The following is a 16,908-nucleotide window of genomic DNA, read 5'->3' on the forward strand; positions in this document are numbered from 1 at the left end:
TAGCTCCCAAGCTCAAAAAAGCGGCCGGGCCGCAAACGGGGAGTCCCCCGGGCCCAGCCGCTTTTTATTGTCATTATAACCCTTGAACTGTGGAGTACAGACATGAAGTACATGAAGTACAGTTCTGTAAACAGCTTTTGCAGATTAATGTCTGCTCACTGGTTTACTGAAAAAGATAAAGCTGAAAGCCGGAAAATCAAAAGGCCCGCTGTACTTACGCGTTCTGTCCATGGCAGTTCTTGTATTTCTTGCCGCTGCCGCAAGGGCATGGATCGTTGCGGCCGATAGCGGCCTCAACATGCACAGGCTGCTTCTCAGCAGGCTCGCCATTAGTAGAGATCTTATTCTCTTCCACTACGGATTGCCGTTCCTGATTGGTTTCAATATGCGCCTTCATAATGTAGGTCGCAACTTCCTCCTGAATGGTAGCGGTCATGGCATTGAACATTTCAAAGCCTTCAAATTGATATTCGCGGAGCGGGTCAGTACCACCATACGCGCGCAAGTGAATCCCTTGACGAAGCTGATCCATCGCATCAATATGATCCATCCATTTACTGTCAACCGAACGCAAGACGATAACCTTTTCGAATTCACGCACCAGCTCAGAGCCAAGGCGTTCTTCACGGGCTGCGTACTTCTCCAGTACACGGCCAAAGATGAATTCGATGATCTCTTCAACTTCTTTGCCCCACATATCGTCCCGTGTCAGCTCGCCTTCTTCCAAAAGCTTGCTGTTCACATAATCAGCAACCTCCTGCAGCTCCCAGTTCTCGGGAATATCGTCACTGCAGTGGGCATGAACAATACGGTCAATAACCGGCTTAATCATTTCAATTACGACGTCTTTGATATTGTCAGACTCCAGAATCTCGCGGCGCTGCTTGTAGATAATCTCACGCTGCTGATTCATGACGTCATCATATTGAAGTACGACTTTACGAATATCGAAGTTGTTGCCTTCGACACGTTTTTGGGCGGATTCTACAGCACGCGTGATCATACGGCTCTCGATCGGCTGATCCTCTTCAAACCCAAGACGGTCCATCATGTTCAGCACGTTGTCTGCACCAAAACGCTTCATCAGTTCGTCACCGAGCGACAAGTAGAACTGAGTGGAACCCGGGTCGCCTTGACGTCCCGCGCGGCCGCGCAGCTGATTGTCGATCCGGCGTGATTCATGGCGTTCTGTACCAATGATATGCAGACCTCCGAGATCTGTCACTCCTTCACCGAGTACGATATCCGTCCCGCGTCCTGCCATATTCGTAGCAATAGTTACGGTTCCCGGCTGACCTGCATGGGAGATGATCTCTGCTTCCGCCGCATGATGCTTGGCATTCAGCACCTGGTGTCTGACACCTTTGCGTTTCAGCATTTCCGATACACGTTCGGAGTTCTCAATAGAAACCGTACCTACCAGCACGGGTTGATTCTTTTTGTGGCGCTCCACAATTTCTGCTACCACTGCGTTAAACTTACCGTTTTCGCTTTTGTATACAACGTCCGGCATATCCGCACGCTGGTTCGGTTTATTGGTTGGCACCTGCAGAACTTCTAGACCATAGATCTTCTTGAACTCTTCTTCTTCGGTCTTCGCAGTCCCCGTCATACCACCTAGCTTACGGTACATCCGGAAGTAGTTCTGGAAGGTAATAGTAGCCAGGGTCATACTCTCATTCTGCACCTGAATTTCTTCTTTGGCTTCGATAGCCTGGTGTAACCCGTCACTATAACGGCGTCCCGCCATCAAACGGCCGGTGAATTCATCGACAATAACAACCTCGTCCTCATTCACTACATAATCAACGTCGCGGCGCATAATTACGTTCGCCTTGAGCGCTTGAACAATATGATGATTCAGAGTTACATTGGCATGGTCATACAGATTTTCCACCCCAAAAGCGCGCTCTGCCGTAGCCACACCTTTTTCAGTCAAAGCCACGGATTTCACCTTGATATCAACAGTATAATCCTCTTCCGCAGTCAGTCTCTTTACAAAACGGTCTGCTGCATAATACAGCTCCGTCGATTTCTCGGCCTGTCCGGAGATAATAAGTGGAGTCCGCGCTTCATCAATCAGGATGGAGTCAACTTCATCAATAATACAGAAATAGAGCGGACGCTGAACCATTTGCTCCTTATACAGCACCATGTTATCGCGCAGGTAGTCAAAACCAAACTCGTTGTTTGTGCCATACGTAATATCGCAGGCATAAGCTTCTTGCTTATCAGCATGGTCCATGCCGTTCAGGTTTACCCCAACCGTCATACCCAGGAAGTTATAAATTTGTCCCATCTGCGCACTGTCGCGTTGAGCCAGATAGTCATTGACCGTTACAACATGTACACCTTTGCCGAGCAAAGCGTTCAGGTATACCGGCAGTGTACCTACCAGCGTCTTGCCTTCACCCGTCTTCATCTCGGAGATCCGGCCTTCATGCAGCGCCATACCTCCAACTAATTGAACGTCAAAATGCCGCATGCCCAGCGTCCGTTTGGAAGCTTCGCGTACGGTTGCAAATGCCTCAGGAAGAATTTCCTCCAAGGTTTCGCCCTTCTCAATCCGGGCACGGAATTCATCGGTCTTGGCTTTCAGTTCTTCATCCGAAAGTGATACGAAATCGGGCTCCAACCCATTAATTACATCGACCGTCTTCATGAGACGTTTGACATCACGTTCATTGGTGTCGCCGAATATTTTTTTTACAAGTCCTAGCATGGTTAACCCCTTTCATGCAACACAGATGGTGGAACCGAGCCCATCCTCACTAATATTGAAAGGGCCATATATGATTTCGATTCCGCTGCTTCATAAATTGTAACAGTTTGTAAGAGAAGCCGCAATACAAGCAGCCGCAACCTTATTTTTCAAGTGAACTCATTACTGCCAAAGTGCCGCTATTTTGTCATAAACACATGTATATACGCACAAGAGCCCTATTCGCTTATGGCGAATAGGGGCTCGGTTAATTTTCTTTTGTCAGACTGAAGTAAATCTCTGCTCCAAGTCGGGTTACGGCTTCATGCATCCAAACCTAGTCTTGTTCGATCAGGCCATACTTGCCGTCATTGCGTTTGTAAACAACGCTAACTTCAGAAGTATCAATATTGGAGAACACGAAGAAATTATGTCCAACCATGTTCATTTGCAGGATCGCTTCTTCTACATCCATAGGCTTCAAAGTGAAGCGCTTGTTCCGCACGACTTCCAAATCATCGTAATCCTGTTCCTCAACAGCAATGCTGCTTGGTGCTCCTTCCACAAAGAGCGTTTTCAGGCTTCCTTCCTGACGGAACTTACGATTGAGCTTGGTTTTGTGTTTGCGAATCTGGCGTTCCAGCTTGTCCACCACGGCATCGATGGATGCGTACATATCATCGCTGCGGTCTTCCGCACGAAGCGTTACACCTGCTAGCGGGATCGTGACTTCCACCGTATGAAGGCCGCGAACAACGCCAAGCGTCACATATCCTTCTGAGGTAGGGGGTGCATCGAAGTACTTCTCAAGTCTGCTGAGCTTCTTATCAACATAATCTCTCAAAGCGTCGGTCACTTCAATTTGTTGACCTCGAATGCTGAATTGCATGGGCACTCCTCCTTTGTTTACATAGCCATTATACCAAATTGTCAGGCCTAAGTAAAAAACAAATCATGACAGTGTTTACATCCAGCTAACAAAAGATGTCACAGCCCCCCCATATACATAAATAGGTCCGGCCAGAGCAACTCAAGCTGCCTGGGCCGGACCTAGTGTTATCGGTTAATATTGCAATTATCCAGCTCTTACTTGGTTTGAATACGCAGAATTTCTACAGGTGACCAGACACTGCCGGAACCTGTAATAAAGTATACCTTGTAGCTGGTTTTGGCAGTTAGCCCAGTCAAGCTCAGTGTCTGTCTTACCGCCGGTGAAGGCGCCGGAGTGATCCAACCTGTCCAAGGTGCGGCAAGTTGGGCCCCTGAGCTATTTTGTCCGGCAGCAATCTGCGCCGCAGTCGGGTTGGCGGCATTAGCCGGCAGTACAACATATCTTACTGGAGCCGAAACACCACCTGTCTGCCCATATTTCACATAGACATCTGCTGTCACTGTTCCCATATGTCCCGGTTCAACCAGCGTGATCGATGTTGGAGTACTTGTGTTCGTCTTCAAAAGAAGCTTCGATACCGTTGACATGTTCCCGGCAGTATCTGTAACGATGATGTATGTTGCATATTCTGTATTAGGCTGCAACCCGTATACCGAAAAAGAAACAGTTGACCCTGCCGATGTGGCCTTGGTTCCATAGTTCACTCCTTGGGTTCCAGCACTTGTCTTTCCCAGTTTTACCTGCGAGGCACTAGGATTCGGCATGCTGCTGCTGTAAGGAGCCACCACATAATAGATTGCTCCGGTTACGGATGGAGTAAGGTACACATCTGCTGTCACCGAACCCACATGTCCATAAGTTACACCACTTACTGATGGTGTAGTGATAACACCACCGCCGCCACTACCTCCGCCACTACCGCCACCTGGTACAGGGGTTGCAGTGGGAGTAGGAGTTGCGCCAGGCGCAGGCGTCGCTGATGGAGTTGGTGTAGGGGTCACTCCAGGGGTAGAAGGCTTAAATACAACCGAATTGCTGATAATCCCCACAGCCTCTGCCCGGGTCAGCGATCTCTTAGGACCAAAGGTTCCATCCGGGTACCCGTTGATGATCTTTTTACCTGCTGCGGCTGCCACTGCCCCTTTTGCCCAAGCGGCAATTTGAGCATTGTCTTTAAAGGTTGTAGAAGCTGCGGCGGTATTCAAGCTAAGCAATTTGGCAGCAATGACGGCTGCCTCTTGTCTGGTCAAAGGATTAGCGGGACGGAATGTTTTATTCTCATAACCGCCGATATAACCGGCTTGCACGGCTTTCGCCACCTCGGAGTATACCCAGTTAGTCTTTTTCACGTCGGTGAAGCTGATCGTTCCCGTATCCTTGAACCCGAACAGACGATTAATCAGTGCTACATATTCGCCGCGCGTTATCGCCTTGTTAGGCTTCACCGTACCATCCGGGTAACCGCCTAGATACCCTTTATTCAGCCAATCCTGCAATTGCGTCTGCGCCCAGTGTCCTTGAATATCCTTGGGGGCAGGGGCAGCAGAGATACTGCCTAGAGATCCGAGTAGCATACTTGCACCCAGTATCCCTGTCATTAATCCACGCCACGTCTTTTTCATTCTGCTTTTCATCCTCCTGAGTGTTTGATGGGCATAGGCTTACTGCATCGCTCCTGAACAACGGTCTCGCTCAAAAGGCCACACGCCTAAGCATAAAGAATGTACGTCGAGGCAAGATAGAAAGCCCAACGTCTTCCATTACCCAAATACTGGAGAATGTTAACATTTTCCGTTAAATTAATTTCACACTTTGTCTAATTCCAACTTAATTTCACCACATCTGGAACGACTTTTTTGTAAAAAAAGCATTAAAAAAGACCCTGGGGAAAATCCCCAGGGTCTACGCTAGCGTTGTCTCAATTGCTAACCATCTACCATATATGTAGGTCGGCTGCGCCGGATGATTATAATTTGATGACGTTAGCTGCTTGTGGTCCGCGTGCACCTTCAACGATGTCGAACTCTACGGATTGGCCTTCATCCAAAGTCTTGAAACCGTCAGTTTGAATCGCGGAGAAGTGTACGAATACGTCGCCACCATCGGCAGTTTCAATAAAACCATAACCTTTTTCTGCGTTAAACCATTTAACTTTACCTTCCATTGACTAAACATTCCCTTCGTCATCAGATGAACGTGAGTCTTGCTCACAACTCGACTATACCACCGCTGCTTCTCCATTGTCAATTGGAATAGTAAATGTTTTCTTTCAATATTTTACCATTCAATAATTAACCAAATTCAAGCGAAAAAATGTGATATCAAGATCAAAAAAAGGAGCAGACGGTATATAATACCCGGCTGCTCCTGAGATGAAACATTTGGAAAAGTATTATTTTCGGCGGTCCATGAGAATGCTGTCCGCACTGTATTTCGCTTCATATGCACTCCGCTGCACTTTGGCATGGTTGCGCTTCTGCAGAAAGTCTTGTGCCTCCAACCGCAAGACATTCATACGGTCTAGTAGGGCGTAGTCATGCTCCAAAATCCGATGAATTTCTTCCTTTTGTGCAGAAGTAGACTGACAAATTGCGACTTGTTCTGCAATCGAATCGACAATCTCCTGCCGTTCCTCTACGAAAGCCTCAAGCTCCTCATACGTCGCTTCCTGAAGCCGGCCCATCATCTCCCGAGTGAGCTGATCCAGACTGCGGATAAGTTCATCCATTTGCCGTCTCGGTCTGGCCTGCCGCAAGCTTCGAGGCTTGGAGCCAGGTTTCACGCAGGTCGGTCAGATAGCCCAATGCTTCTTCAGCCTTCTCCGGGCTTTTGCGGATGTTGGCTTCTATTAACAGATGATTCGTATATTCATATAGAGAGAAAAGATTCTTGGAGACTTCATAAGACTGGTCCAGTGTACTCATCAGTTCACTAATGATTGTTTGGGCTTTGCCGAAATTAAGGTTTGTTTTCTCATAATCCATTTTGTTCAATCCATCCATTGCTGTTCTTACGAAACGAATGGCTCCATCGTAGAGCATCATTACCAGTTGGGCAGGCGTAGATGTCTGAACAGAAGATTGCCGGTATTTCTCATAGGGAGAAGTCATCATGCGTATTCACCTCTATCGGTTAATGTGCTACGAAACTGGACAAGCTGGCGGACTGGGAATTGTATTTATTCATAGCTGTTTCCATGGCTGTAAATTGTTTGTAATAGTTTGTCTCCATATCGGTTAGGCGGGTAGTCAGTGTACTGATACGCTTATTTATATCTTTTAACTGCTTGCCCATAGTGCTCTCTTCTTTGTAAGTTGCGTTCAAATCAGAAGAGGTTTTCAATGTTCCTGCTTTATCTGCCATAACACTAAGTACATTATTTAGGCCATCAGAGATTTGAACAAAAATTCCACTCGGCTTAGAAGTATCCGTCGATGAATATTGGAATAAATTCATTACACCCTGAGGATTGTTATCTATTGCACTCTTAAGCTTGTCCACATCTTTAATATAGATCTTACCTTCTTCATAGTACTTACCTGTTCCAATACCGATGGAGGCAAGATCCACACCACCTATACCATTTAATCCCGATTGGATGGCAGATCTCATTTTGCTTATAGCCGAGGTAAGAATACTATCATCTTTCAATATACCGCTTTTGGCCCTAGCTTGCCAGTTTTTAATATCATCATCAGTCATACCCTTTTTCTGATCGTCTGTCAGAGGGGGATATGAGCGATATTTTTCCTCACTTGTCTTAGTGTTCAATGTATTCAATAATTCATTGTAGTCTTTAATAAAGGAAGTAATAGTTTCCAATACCTTTGATGAATCCACTGAGGTTGTGATTTTTGATGCTTTTCCATCTTCGGTTTTTCCAAGTAAAGTAATAGATACACCGTTTAAAAGAAATTTATTACTTTCAAAATCTTTGCTTATGCCATCTACTGTAATATTAGCTTTTTGTGCAAGTGAGGTTGTCGAGGGTCCACCGGATGTATTAAATACATTTAACAGTCCGTTCTCGGCAGCTCCTGGGGCCGATACGGATATATGCTTATCAAACTGATTGGAGGTTAGAATCATTTGGCCTTTGACCTGATCAAAAGTAGCTGTAAGCTTCACATCGTTATTGGAATTGATGGTGTTAACGACTTCAGATATTGTCTTACTCTCATCAAAAGAAAAAGTCTGGCCATTTACGATCATTTTATAAGTAAACTTACTTGGATTACCAGGATCAGCTTGTGCAGTAAAACCAGTAGCCGCTGCAACTTGTTTCAATGTGCTTTTGGAAGTAATATCAGTCAATACAGATGTAGTTGTTACCTTCTCATTCGATGCCAATTGATTGACAGTCACATTCATCGGTATTTGGTTAGCATCTGCGGTTCCCTCGGCAGACAATGCAGTCGTATTTCCACTTACGGTGGCCTTCATCGCATTCATCGCTGAGGACTTTTTATAGGTATCCAGTTTATTATTACGAAAATCAACAAGCTTGCTGTTCATTTCCCGGTAACTATCTCTTGTCCACTCCATAATTTGTTTCTGCTGATTCAATTTGTTCAAGGGTTCACGCTTGGCTGTCATTAACTGCTTAACCATGGAGTCTACATCCATACCGGATGCTAGGCCACTAATTCTCATATTATTCTCCCCCTCACTCTATATCCGTTCATCTATTATAATTCCGGCGAGTTCCATCATCTTAGCCACAAGATCCAAAGTTTTCTCGGGAGGGATTTCCCGAATCAATTCTCCAGTATCCTTGTTAAGTACTTTTACCATTATGGCATGAGTTTTCTCGTGAATACTGACTTCAAGAGTAGTAGTAGGTCCCTGAAGGGCTTTTACCGCCTTTTCAATATTCCGTACGAGTTGTTCTTCACCTACCGTGACACTTGCACCCTGTTTTTCCATTTTGTTAAGTTCTTGGGCGTTAGCAGGTGTTTTTATGTCGGATACCTTGTCTTTTGCCAAAGATGTCCCTGCAAGATTGTTCGAAGCCTGTCCTCCACTTGCTGACAATGAAAACTGTACATTCATAATTGAGCCCTCCGGAAAACAATTTACTATATATATCGGCTTTCGTTAGCTGAAGTTTTAGGAAAGCTCAAATAAATAAAGAAATAAAAGGAATTTGGATACTGATCAACTCACCAGAATGACAATTTTAAATAGGCCCTCAGAAGAGAAGGCCATACAGTATGTATATAGGGTCGGGTCTATAATATATATTCTTGTTTACACTTAGTTCATTCAAAAAGAAAAGGAGACCCCAGATAATCTAGGATCTCCTTGAAGTTCGTTAAGATTAACGAAGCAATTGAAGAACGCCTTGTGGCTGTTGGTTAGCTTGAGCCAACATTGCTTGTGCAGCTTGAGCAAGGATGTTGTTCTTAGTTTGCTCCATCATTTCCTTAGCCATATCTGTATCACGGATACGTGATTCAGCAGCTGTCAGGTTCTCGGACGAAGTGTTCAGGTTGTTGATTGTGTGTTCCAAACGGTTCTGGAATGCACCCAATTTAGCACGTTCGGAGGATACTTTTGTCAATGCATCATTGACCGAAGTAATTGCCGCTTCTGCACCTGTTTGTGTTGTGATGTCAATGTTATTGATACCCAGGCTTTTTGCATCGATTTTGTTGATATCAACTTTCATCGATTGGTTTTGGTTAGCACCAATGTGCATAGTCAATGCGTTGTTGGTAACAACGATATCAGTGGTAGACGCAGCTGCAGCAAGAGCTGTATCAGTCGTCATTTTGAATTGAAGGCCGCCTGCTTGGAAATCGCTATCTGTGATTTTTGTAGCAGCTGCGCTGGTATAGGTTGTTGAACCAGCAGTATTTTTAATTGCAAAATCATTTGCACCATAAGTAGCATTCAAATTAAAGGACATTTTTCCTTCAGCAGCCACACCAGCCGCTACACCTTTAAGAGTGAATTTAGTAGCTGTTCCATCTGGAGCAGTACCAGTCAGTGGACCACCTGCTACTGTGTCAAGTGCAGAAGCGCTAGCTACAACAACGCCGTCTTTATTCTTCAGCGTGACATCAAACTTATTAGCAGCACCAGTAGCTTTAGTTTCCAGCGTGTAGTCGCCAAGCTCCAGACCTTTAACCTTCGTTGTATCAGAAAAATCGAAGTCACCGCTAGCCAACCCAGTAGTGTTAGTTTTAATGTCAGCAACGATTGCTGCAGGATTAGCTTGCGTAATCGTGTACGTATCAGTTGCCAAGCCGGAATCAACAACATTCACCGGTTTCAAAGCAAGTGCATTAGCGCCTTTAATATTTGCATTGTTACCAACAGAACCATCCAGCAATTTCTTGGTATTGAATTCAGTTGTGTTGGAGATACGATTGATTTCGTCTGTCAGCTGGGAAACTTCTTTTTGAAGTTCCTTACGGTCGGAGTCAGTGTTCGTATCATTGGAAGATTGAACGGCTAGCTCACGCATACGTTGCAGAATGCTATGGGTTTCGTTCATTGCACCTTCAGCTGTTTGGATCATGGAAATACCATCTTGTCCGTTTTTGGAAGCCATGTCCAAACCGCGGATTTGACCACGCATTTTTTCGGAGATTGCCAGACCGGCAGCATCGTCACCGGCACGGTTGATGCGAAGACCGGAAGACAATTTCTCGATGTTCTTGTTAGTTGCTGCAGTGTTGCTACCCAATTGACGATGTGTGTTCAACGCCGCGATATTGTGGTTAATAATCATTTGATATTTCCTCCCTGAAATTAAGTTAGTTCCACATCCATGTGGTAAACGCCGAACCATTAAGGTCGGCCGCCCTGCCGGATCAGCGTCTAATACATATATCGACGGCATGTCCCCAACTGTTTAGAGCATTTCAAAGATTTTTTTTTTTATTATTCGAATTCCTCAGAAATAATAAGGACCTACACCTGATTTCCCATGGCGTAGATCCTTATTCGTACAATTCTATTTCATAATTAATCAATGTTATTGGGCATTTGGCCCACGCAACCGATGAATCAACGCATTCAAATCGGATTGCTGAGGCGCTGCGGACTCCCGGTTAGCCTCCTGTATGGAGAGGTACACTTCCTTACGAAAGATATCAACATGCTTGGGAGCTGAGATTCCAACCTTCACCGTATCTCCATCTACACTTAATATGGTTAGTTCTATCTGATCCTGGATGACAATTGACTCTCCCTTTTTTCGTGAAAGCACGAGCATGTCACCCACCAACCTTTCCATTCATAGCCTGCTGCTCTTGTATTAGACTATGTCTTGTATGATAAGGGGCTTTATGCAGTACAATTTGTTTGCCGAAACGCTCAGAAGGATTCAATACAATAGGAGCAAGCAAGTTAATTGTAGAGTGCTCCACCTGTTCCTTTAACGTTATGATGCAGCGAACGGCTACATTTGAGTGGATTCCCAGCTCCTCAGCTTCATCATCAGGCAATTCAAACTCATAGCTGGGGTAGAAGTCAAACGGATCACCTAATAAAAAGGATAATCCCTCCTGCTTCACAGATTGCAGCACCCAAAAGGGGGAATCTTCCATAGCAATTAAGGCAAAATCAGTTTCTTCGTCAAAACCAGGAATTCCTTTGGAGAAATGGTATAATTGTTCCTCATTCACTTCAACTTTTCCCCAAGATAACGTTTCTATAATCAAGTTTTTCACTCCTCAAAAGTTTTGCCTGGCAAAACTGTCGTCTTAATGATTCTATTAATCGCATATATGATAACAGAAAAGCTATAGAAGCGCTCTTGGCACATCTATAGCTTAAAAAGCTACATTTGAACATTTACTTCCGGGGGAATAAACTGTACGGAAGCATACTGCTGCATATATATATTTAGCTTACCACGAGTGTATTCGATCTCCGGGCGGTGTCTCTCAACTTGTATATCGACTTGGGCAGGGCGGAAATCAATCTGAGGTGCTCTCGTTTCAAAATGTATCTCTACATTGTCATAGGATGCCGGACCTCGAATCTCCGGAAACGAGTTCGGTTCAGTATCCGTACCGTAGACTTCAGCAATAGTATTGCCTGGTTTGAAAAACTCAGCCATACGGTTCCCCTGATCTACCTTTCTGGCAATTCCCTGGAGATAAAGCTGTTGAATTCCAGAATAAATCCGCTTATTCATTTCCAACATACCCCCGCCGTAATAGGCTGCCCTAGCTGCAGATTGGTCTATCTTTAGCTCAGGACGAGTGGATTGAACCGTGAGTTCACTAGGAGTGGTAGTAATATTCACTTCCGCTTTGGGCTGCGAAATGGAGTATGCGCCCGGATCAGCGTCAATGCCAATCAGTGCTGGCGTCTGCCGAATCTGTAGTATAGGCTGCATTGGCGAGTACCTCCTCAGTTATCTGATGAAGTCCACGAGAGAGGTTGATATGATCTTGGCTCCCACTGACAGTGAAGCGTTATAGATATTTTCTTGAATCTTGGACTGCATAATTAGTCCCTCGTAATCCGCATCCTCAGTCTTGGCCTGCAGATCGGTCAGATTCGTATTCAAATCACCCAGACGGTCCTGCATTAATTCCACGCGATTGGTCTTGGCACCTATCTCGGAGCGGGCTGTCAAAAGCTTCTCAACACGTGAATCGATATTATTGAGTTGATTGGACACTCCCTTATAGTCACCAGATTTCAACGCTGCTGAAATATTGTTGAAAACGGTAAATACATTATCAACATCCCCTGTGTTACCAAACACATCATTTCCAGTCATATTAATAGGTAGTTGTACACCTTCACCCACAATATAATTTATCTGCCCCGGATCTGTAGTAATAGCTTGAGACACATCGTACGTCCCGTCCGCACCTTTGGCAAAGTCATAGGGTTTGGTATCATATTTCTCGCCGTTAAAGATATACTTCCCATTAAGTTTACTGTTCGAGATATCCACAAATTGTTCCTTCAATTGCATTACTTCCTGATTGATGCTATCTAATGCTGACTGAGGGTTAGTACCATTGGAAGCCTCAACAGTCAATTCCCGAAGACGTTGAACGACATCTCCAGCCTGACCCAGAACAGTATCATTATAATCAAGCCATGAAATTGAACTGTCCACATTCTTGGTGTACTGTTCATTCGAAGACAGCTCAGCACGGTAACGCAGGGAGTAAGTAATCCCTACCGGGTCATCGGAAGGCTTATTGATTTTGCGGCCGCTGGACAACTGAAGCTGGGTGTCGTTCATGGTGCGCGCATTGCGGTTTAGGTTAAGCAGCAGCTGTGAATTCATCATATTGGAGGTTACCCTCAACATAAGCTTTTCCTCCTTTATCTGCCGACAGTGCCGGTAGAATTAATTAGTTTGTCGAGCATTTCGTCATAGGTCGTCATAAACCGAGCAGCGGCGCTATAAGCATGCTGGAATACCAGCATATCCGACATTTCTTGATCCAGAGACACTCCGCTTACAGACTGGCGGCGTGAATTCACCTGTTCCACCAGATAATCGGCATTACTCGTCTGACGTGTAGCTTCCTGGGATTGAATCCCTAGTTGCCCCACCATGGAGCTGAGATATGATCCGATAGTGCCGCTCTTAATACCATCCGCTGTAGTGAACGTATTGTTGTCCTTCATGTTACTGAACAAAAGCGCCAGTGTATTGTTCCCTTTAATTACCGATACCTTTCCGGCAGTGTCTGTAGTGGCGCGGAGAGAAGTAGCAAATAGGGAAGGATCTGCAGCAATTTCCGGATTCAGTCGAAGATTGCTCGCGGTGATCGCTTCTCCGGCCACTGATGATGTGAAGAATGGGCGGCCTGTGCTGCCATCCATCCCATACCCCAGCTGATGAAGGCCATTCAGACCCTTGACTGTAGTTTTCAAATCACCTGTCAACGGGATAGGGACTGCAGCACCGGCAAGGAGCGTTGTTTTGGTGCCATCGGCATTGACAATTTCTGAATCCTTGAACACCGTGGTACCAGCCGGAAGTGTTGAACCCGCAGGAATCGTAACCTTCACCTCGCCATTAGCGATTGTATTGGCCATATCATCCAACTGTTTCTTATAATCCGCGACGTAGGTTTTACTGGAAAAGACCATTCCGTAAGCCTCTCCAGCCTTGAGATCCCCGGAGGCATAAGCCGTGTTGAGAAACGCGCTGTCTACAGTCGCTGTAACGGCTTGCCCTTGAACCAACTGCCGGGTACCCAGCGATATATTATAGCCAGCATCGGTCTCCAGAACAGTAATGTTCGCAATCTTAGACAGCTTGTCTGTCATCAGGTCACGCTGATCCCGCAAATCATTGGCATGATCGCCCATACCTTCGATTTTGGCAATGGATTGATTCAGGTCAGCGATAGAGCTCAAATAGCCCTGAACCTGTTTTCCTTTGACATCAATATTAGTACTGAGATCCCGGTCCAGATTACTCAACTGTGTACTCATATAGTTCACCGCATCTGTGAGCGACTCCGCAGTCTGAACAACAATCTTACGGGCTGTAGGATCTTCAGGGTTCTTGCTGAGGTCAGACCAGGATTTCCAGAAATTATCCAGTACTGTTCGAATGCCTGTATCCGAAGGCTCATTCACGATGGCTTCGAGCTTGTCCAGTGTATCGGATTGGATGCTCCAGTTGCCGCTGGCAGAGTTCTCACCCCGGTACTGATCGTCCAGGAACATCTCGCGGATACGCTCGATGGAAGTGAACTCGACCCCAGTACCCAGCTGACCGGGAACCGTGGAATTCGTAAGACCGTATGCTTCAATGGGAGAAGCGGCCTTCATGTTCACGCGCTGGCGGGTGTAGCCCTCCGTATTGGCGTTAGCGATATTGTGTCCGGTTGTGCTGAGCGCAGCGGTCTGTGTGAACAGGCTTCGTCTTGCCGTCTCAATTGAGTGAAATGTGGATGTCATGCTACTGGTTCCTCCCTTATGATGGCTCCGGCAAAACGGCTTGCAAGAACGGTAAGTCTATCCGCGTGCGTCAAAAAGACCCGGCCGGGTGGAGCCACTGCCCTTGTCGGACGGATGATGGTAAGTAAAATCCTGGTTCGGTCTTCCGACCAGCAAATCCAGGGAATAATCTATAAAGGTAAGCGACTGCTCAATCAGCTTCTGATTCAGCTCATTGGCCTGCTTCAAGCGGCGTAGCGTACCTGAAAGCTTCTGCTGAATATGCAGCAGCCGCGACTTGTCTTCAGGATCAAATACAAGACGTGAGAGCTCAGAGAGGTTCAGGTTCAGGTTGGAACGAATCCCGACCCCCTGCAGAAAAGCATATGCGGCCTGCGCACGCTGCTCTTCGAGCTGCTCAATTAGCTTCATTAGCTTGGATTCCCGGTTCAGGATGTCAATCAGACCATCCACCTTGTTATCCATAATCGTCTGTTTCTTAAAAGCGGCCAGATCCAGCATTTGAATATGCGCTTCGTCCAGCCGCTCAAGCAATTCCAGCAATGTTGTCAATGGCATGGGTGTCTTCACCTAATTCTCGGAGGATTGCTTAAAGTAGGGGGCGAGTGTGGCTGCGAGCTTGGCTGCATCAACTTGGTAGGTACCTGCGGAAACTTGCTGTTTCAAGCTTTCAATCTTGCTTGCACGTTCGTCGTCAACTTCTCCGCTTTTCTGTGCCTGCAATAGCTTTATCGCTTCATCTGAGATCGAAACCTCATCCTTGCGTGTGCTTTTCTTCAGTTGTTCCTGTCTAGGCGATTCCGCGCTGCGTTGATACGGGTTAATCGCATTAATACGTCCGGTCTCGTTAATTTTCATAACTTCCACCTTCCTTTTAATATAAAAAAGCCGATAATCTTTACTAAGTTTATCGGCCATCTTTGAAACATTCTTTATACCTGCAAGCGTTATTTTGCAGATTTAATTATTCACGCATCTTGTCGACGGCCCGGTATGCGCCTTCCCCAGATTTTTTAGAGGGTTCTGCAGGAGCAACTTCCTTCACTACATTGGTCAGATCTTTGCGTAAACGGCTGCGGCAGCTGTCGCACATATGGCCTTCCCGGATTAAGGTTCCGCAGACTTCACAAGGGTACATCATATTCGGCGCATTCGCGATAGAAATCCGGCCTTCCCGAATAAAACGGGTAATCTCCTTAATCGGAATTTCCGTTGCATCGGACAGCTCCTGAATATTAGTGCCTCTGTTTTCGCGCAAATAACTTACACAGGTTTCATATTGATGCTCCAAATCCTTAATACAGGGCTGGCACAGGTCCATAATATTTTTGACGTATAACCGGCCGCACCGTGGACAATTGTCTAGATTCATTTTCAGCAGCGGCTCCCTTCCATACATTTTGTGCAGCGTATAATATCTTATGCTCCTAGATTACATGATTGCAGAAGCTTCGTCTATCATTAGTATCGGCTATTGAGGTGCAATGTGTTTATATTAGTTTTACAAATAAATACTGAAACGTTGCTTAGATTGGGCAGAATCACGAACGTGCCCAGGTCAAACTGTAAATATCCGCTGTACAGCCTAGGCTGCCGGTCAATACATGAATAGTTTCCGCGCAGGCCCGGATCGTACTTCCTGTTGTGTAAATATCATCGATAATGATGATTTGCAGAGGCTGTGACTGAGTCTGAAGTCCGGCTGACTCAAGCCAATAGACAAACTCTGCGCGAATAGCAGGATCCGGGTTGGCTGCAAAAGCATGCTTCATATCCGCCAGCCGTTCGGCGCGGCTTTTGAAACTCTGTTTACCGGTATGATGGGTGCGGACCAGCAGCGGCAGCTGGGGAATCCTTCTGCACCGGGACAGAACGTCCGCCAGACGCTCAGCCTGATTGAACCCGCGTTCAGCCAGCCGGGCGTCACTTACCGGAACCGGGACCAGCAGATCCGCCTGCCATAAGCTGGCACGACTGATGCGCTTGAATTTGCCTTTGATAGCAGGAAACTTCGAATGGATTTGCCGGGAACCTTCACCGCGCAGCTGCCCCCGCTCTGCTTGGAGAACCGTATATGCCCGATCCAGCATCAGACCGAGTACAGGGGCCAGACGTTCGTTCCCCCTATATTTATACTGGCCCAGAACCTCACGCATCACACTTGTGTAAGCTACCGCACTGCGGTTGCAGACTATTGGACCCGTGTCCCCGCTGCGGCTGCAATCCGGACAGCCCACATGGCGGCCGCATTTAGAGCAGCGCGGATTACGAATCCAAGGGATGGAGGTCTGGCAGATTTTGCAAACTTCTGGAATTTCTGATGATAATTGAGTTTTTTTACCACAAATAAGACAGTCCGAGGCGGAAGGAGCAAGCAGTGACTTGGCTACTTGGAACCATGTGCTCATCAAGA

18 protein-coding genes are annotated in these 16,908 nt (G+C 46.2%); all 18 read right to left on the bottom strand.

Going from position 1 to position 16,908, the window contains the following annotated elements; all coding sequences use genetic code 11:
- Window positions 1-214 precede the first annotated feature (214 nt).
- The 18 genes from secA to A3848_RS31915 all read right to left on the bottom strand — a co-directional run bounded on the left by secA (window position 215) and on the right by A3848_RS31915 (window position 16,903).
- The gene (secA, locus tag A3848_RS23360; protein WP_074087282.1) at window positions 215-2,722 is read right to left on the bottom strand and encodes a preprotein translocase subunit SecA; all 2,508 of its coding nucleotides are present in this window, start codon (window positions 2,720-2,722) and stop codon (window positions 215-217) included.
- A 316-nt stretch (window positions 2,723-3,038) separates the two neighbouring features.
- Window positions 3,039-3,590, bottom strand: a complete 552-nt coding sequence (gene hpf / locus A3848_RS23365; RefSeq protein ID WP_074087283.1) for a ribosome hibernation-promoting factor, HPF/YfiA family — start codon at window positions 3,588-3,590, stop codon at window positions 3,039-3,041.
- A 197-nt stretch (window positions 3,591-3,787) separates the two neighbouring features.
- Window positions 3,788-5,215 (bottom strand): S-layer homology domain-containing protein, encoded by a 1,428-nt coding sequence (locus tag A3848_RS23370; protein WP_074087284.1) that lies wholly within the window; start codon window positions 5,213-5,215, stop codon window positions 3,788-3,790.
- Between the two features lie 344 nt (window positions 5,216-5,559).
- The gene (locus tag A3848_RS23375) at window positions 5,560-5,757 is read right to left on the bottom strand and encodes a cold shock domain-containing protein (protein ID WP_019915069.1); all 198 of its coding nucleotides are present in this window, start codon (window positions 5,755-5,757) and stop codon (window positions 5,560-5,562) included.
- A gap of 228 nt (window positions 5,758-5,985) precedes the next feature.
- Complete coding sequence (locus tag A3848_RS23380) at window positions 5,986-6,321, bottom strand: flagellar protein FliT (protein WP_074087285.1); 336 nt, start codon at window positions 6,319-6,321, stop codon at window positions 5,986-5,988.
- Window positions 6,314-6,706 (bottom strand): flagellar export chaperone FliS, encoded by a 393-nt coding sequence (fliS, locus tag A3848_RS23385; protein WP_074087286.1) that lies wholly within the window; start codon window positions 6,704-6,706, stop codon window positions 6,314-6,316. Before fliS ends, A3848_RS23380 begins: the two co-directional genes overlap by 8 nt.
- Window positions 6,707-6,725: 19 nt before the next feature.
- Window positions 6,726-8,246: a flagellar filament capping protein FliD gene (fliD, locus tag A3848_RS23390; RefSeq protein ID WP_074087287.1), complete on the bottom strand. Its 1,521-nt coding sequence runs from the start codon at window positions 8,244-8,246 to the stop codon at window positions 6,726-6,728.
- An 18-nt stretch (window positions 8,247-8,264) separates the two neighbouring features.
- The gene (locus A3848_RS23395; protein ID WP_074087288.1) at window positions 8,265-8,645 is read right to left on the bottom strand and encodes a flagellar protein FlaG; all 381 of its coding nucleotides are present in this window, start codon (window positions 8,643-8,645) and stop codon (window positions 8,265-8,267) included.
- 268 nt (window positions 8,646-8,913) lie between these two features.
- Window positions 8,914-10,332 (bottom strand): flagellin N-terminal helical domain-containing protein, encoded by a 1,419-nt coding sequence (locus A3848_RS23400; RefSeq protein ID WP_074087289.1) that lies wholly within the window; start codon window positions 10,330-10,332, stop codon window positions 8,914-8,916.
- Window positions 10,333-10,578: 246 nt separating this feature from the next.
- Window positions 10,579-10,818 (bottom strand): carbon storage regulator CsrA, encoded by a 240-nt coding sequence (gene csrA / locus A3848_RS23405; RefSeq protein ID WP_074087438.1) that lies wholly within the window; start codon window positions 10,816-10,818, stop codon window positions 10,579-10,581.
- A 1-nt stretch (window position 10,819) separates the two neighbouring features.
- Complete coding sequence (gene fliW, locus A3848_RS23410) at window positions 10,820-11,266, bottom strand: flagellar assembly protein FliW (protein WP_074087290.1); 447 nt, start codon at window positions 11,264-11,266, stop codon at window positions 10,820-10,822.
- 119 nt (window positions 11,267-11,385) lie between these two features.
- Window positions 11,386-11,949 (bottom strand): DUF6470 family protein, encoded by a 564-nt coding sequence (locus A3848_RS23415; protein WP_074087291.1) that lies wholly within the window; start codon window positions 11,947-11,949, stop codon window positions 11,386-11,388.
- A gap of 18 nt (window positions 11,950-11,967) precedes the next feature.
- Complete coding sequence (gene flgL, locus A3848_RS23420) at window positions 11,968-12,885, bottom strand: flagellar hook-associated protein FlgL (protein WP_074087292.1); 918 nt, start codon at window positions 12,883-12,885, stop codon at window positions 11,968-11,970.
- 14 nt (window positions 12,886-12,899) lie between these two features.
- Complete coding sequence (flgK, locus tag A3848_RS23425) at window positions 12,900-14,495, bottom strand: flagellar hook-associated protein FlgK (protein WP_074087293.1); 1,596 nt, start codon at window positions 14,493-14,495, stop codon at window positions 12,900-12,902.
- A 57-nt stretch (window positions 14,496-14,552) separates the two neighbouring features.
- The gene (locus A3848_RS23430; RefSeq protein ID WP_074087294.1) at window positions 14,553-15,053 is read right to left on the bottom strand and encodes a flagellar protein FlgN; all 501 of its coding nucleotides are present in this window, start codon (window positions 15,051-15,053) and stop codon (window positions 14,553-14,555) included.
- Window positions 15,054-15,065: 12 nt separating this feature from the next.
- On the bottom strand, window positions 15,066-15,353 hold the full coding sequence (gene flgM / locus A3848_RS23435) for a flagellar biosynthesis anti-sigma factor FlgM (protein WP_074087295.1): 288 nt from the start codon (window positions 15,351-15,353) through the stop codon (window positions 15,066-15,068).
- A gap of 106 nt (window positions 15,354-15,459) precedes the next feature.
- A complete protein-coding gene (locus A3848_RS23440) occupies window positions 15,460-15,867 on the bottom strand; it encodes a TIGR03826 family flagellar region protein (RefSeq protein WP_074087439.1) in 408 nt (135 codons plus the stop codon).
- 169 nt (window positions 15,868-16,036) lie between these two features.
- A complete protein-coding gene (locus tag A3848_RS31915; protein ID WP_074087440.1) occupies window positions 16,037-16,903 on the bottom strand; it encodes a ComFC family protein in 867 nt (288 codons plus the stop codon).
- Window positions 16,904-16,908 lie beyond the last annotated feature (5 nt).

This window comes from Paenibacillus sp. P32E (assembly GCF_001909085.1).
In the GTDB taxonomy this organism is placed as follows: domain Bacteria; phylum Bacillota; class Bacilli; order Paenibacillales; family Paenibacillaceae; genus Paenibacillus_AQ; species Paenibacillus_AQ helianthi.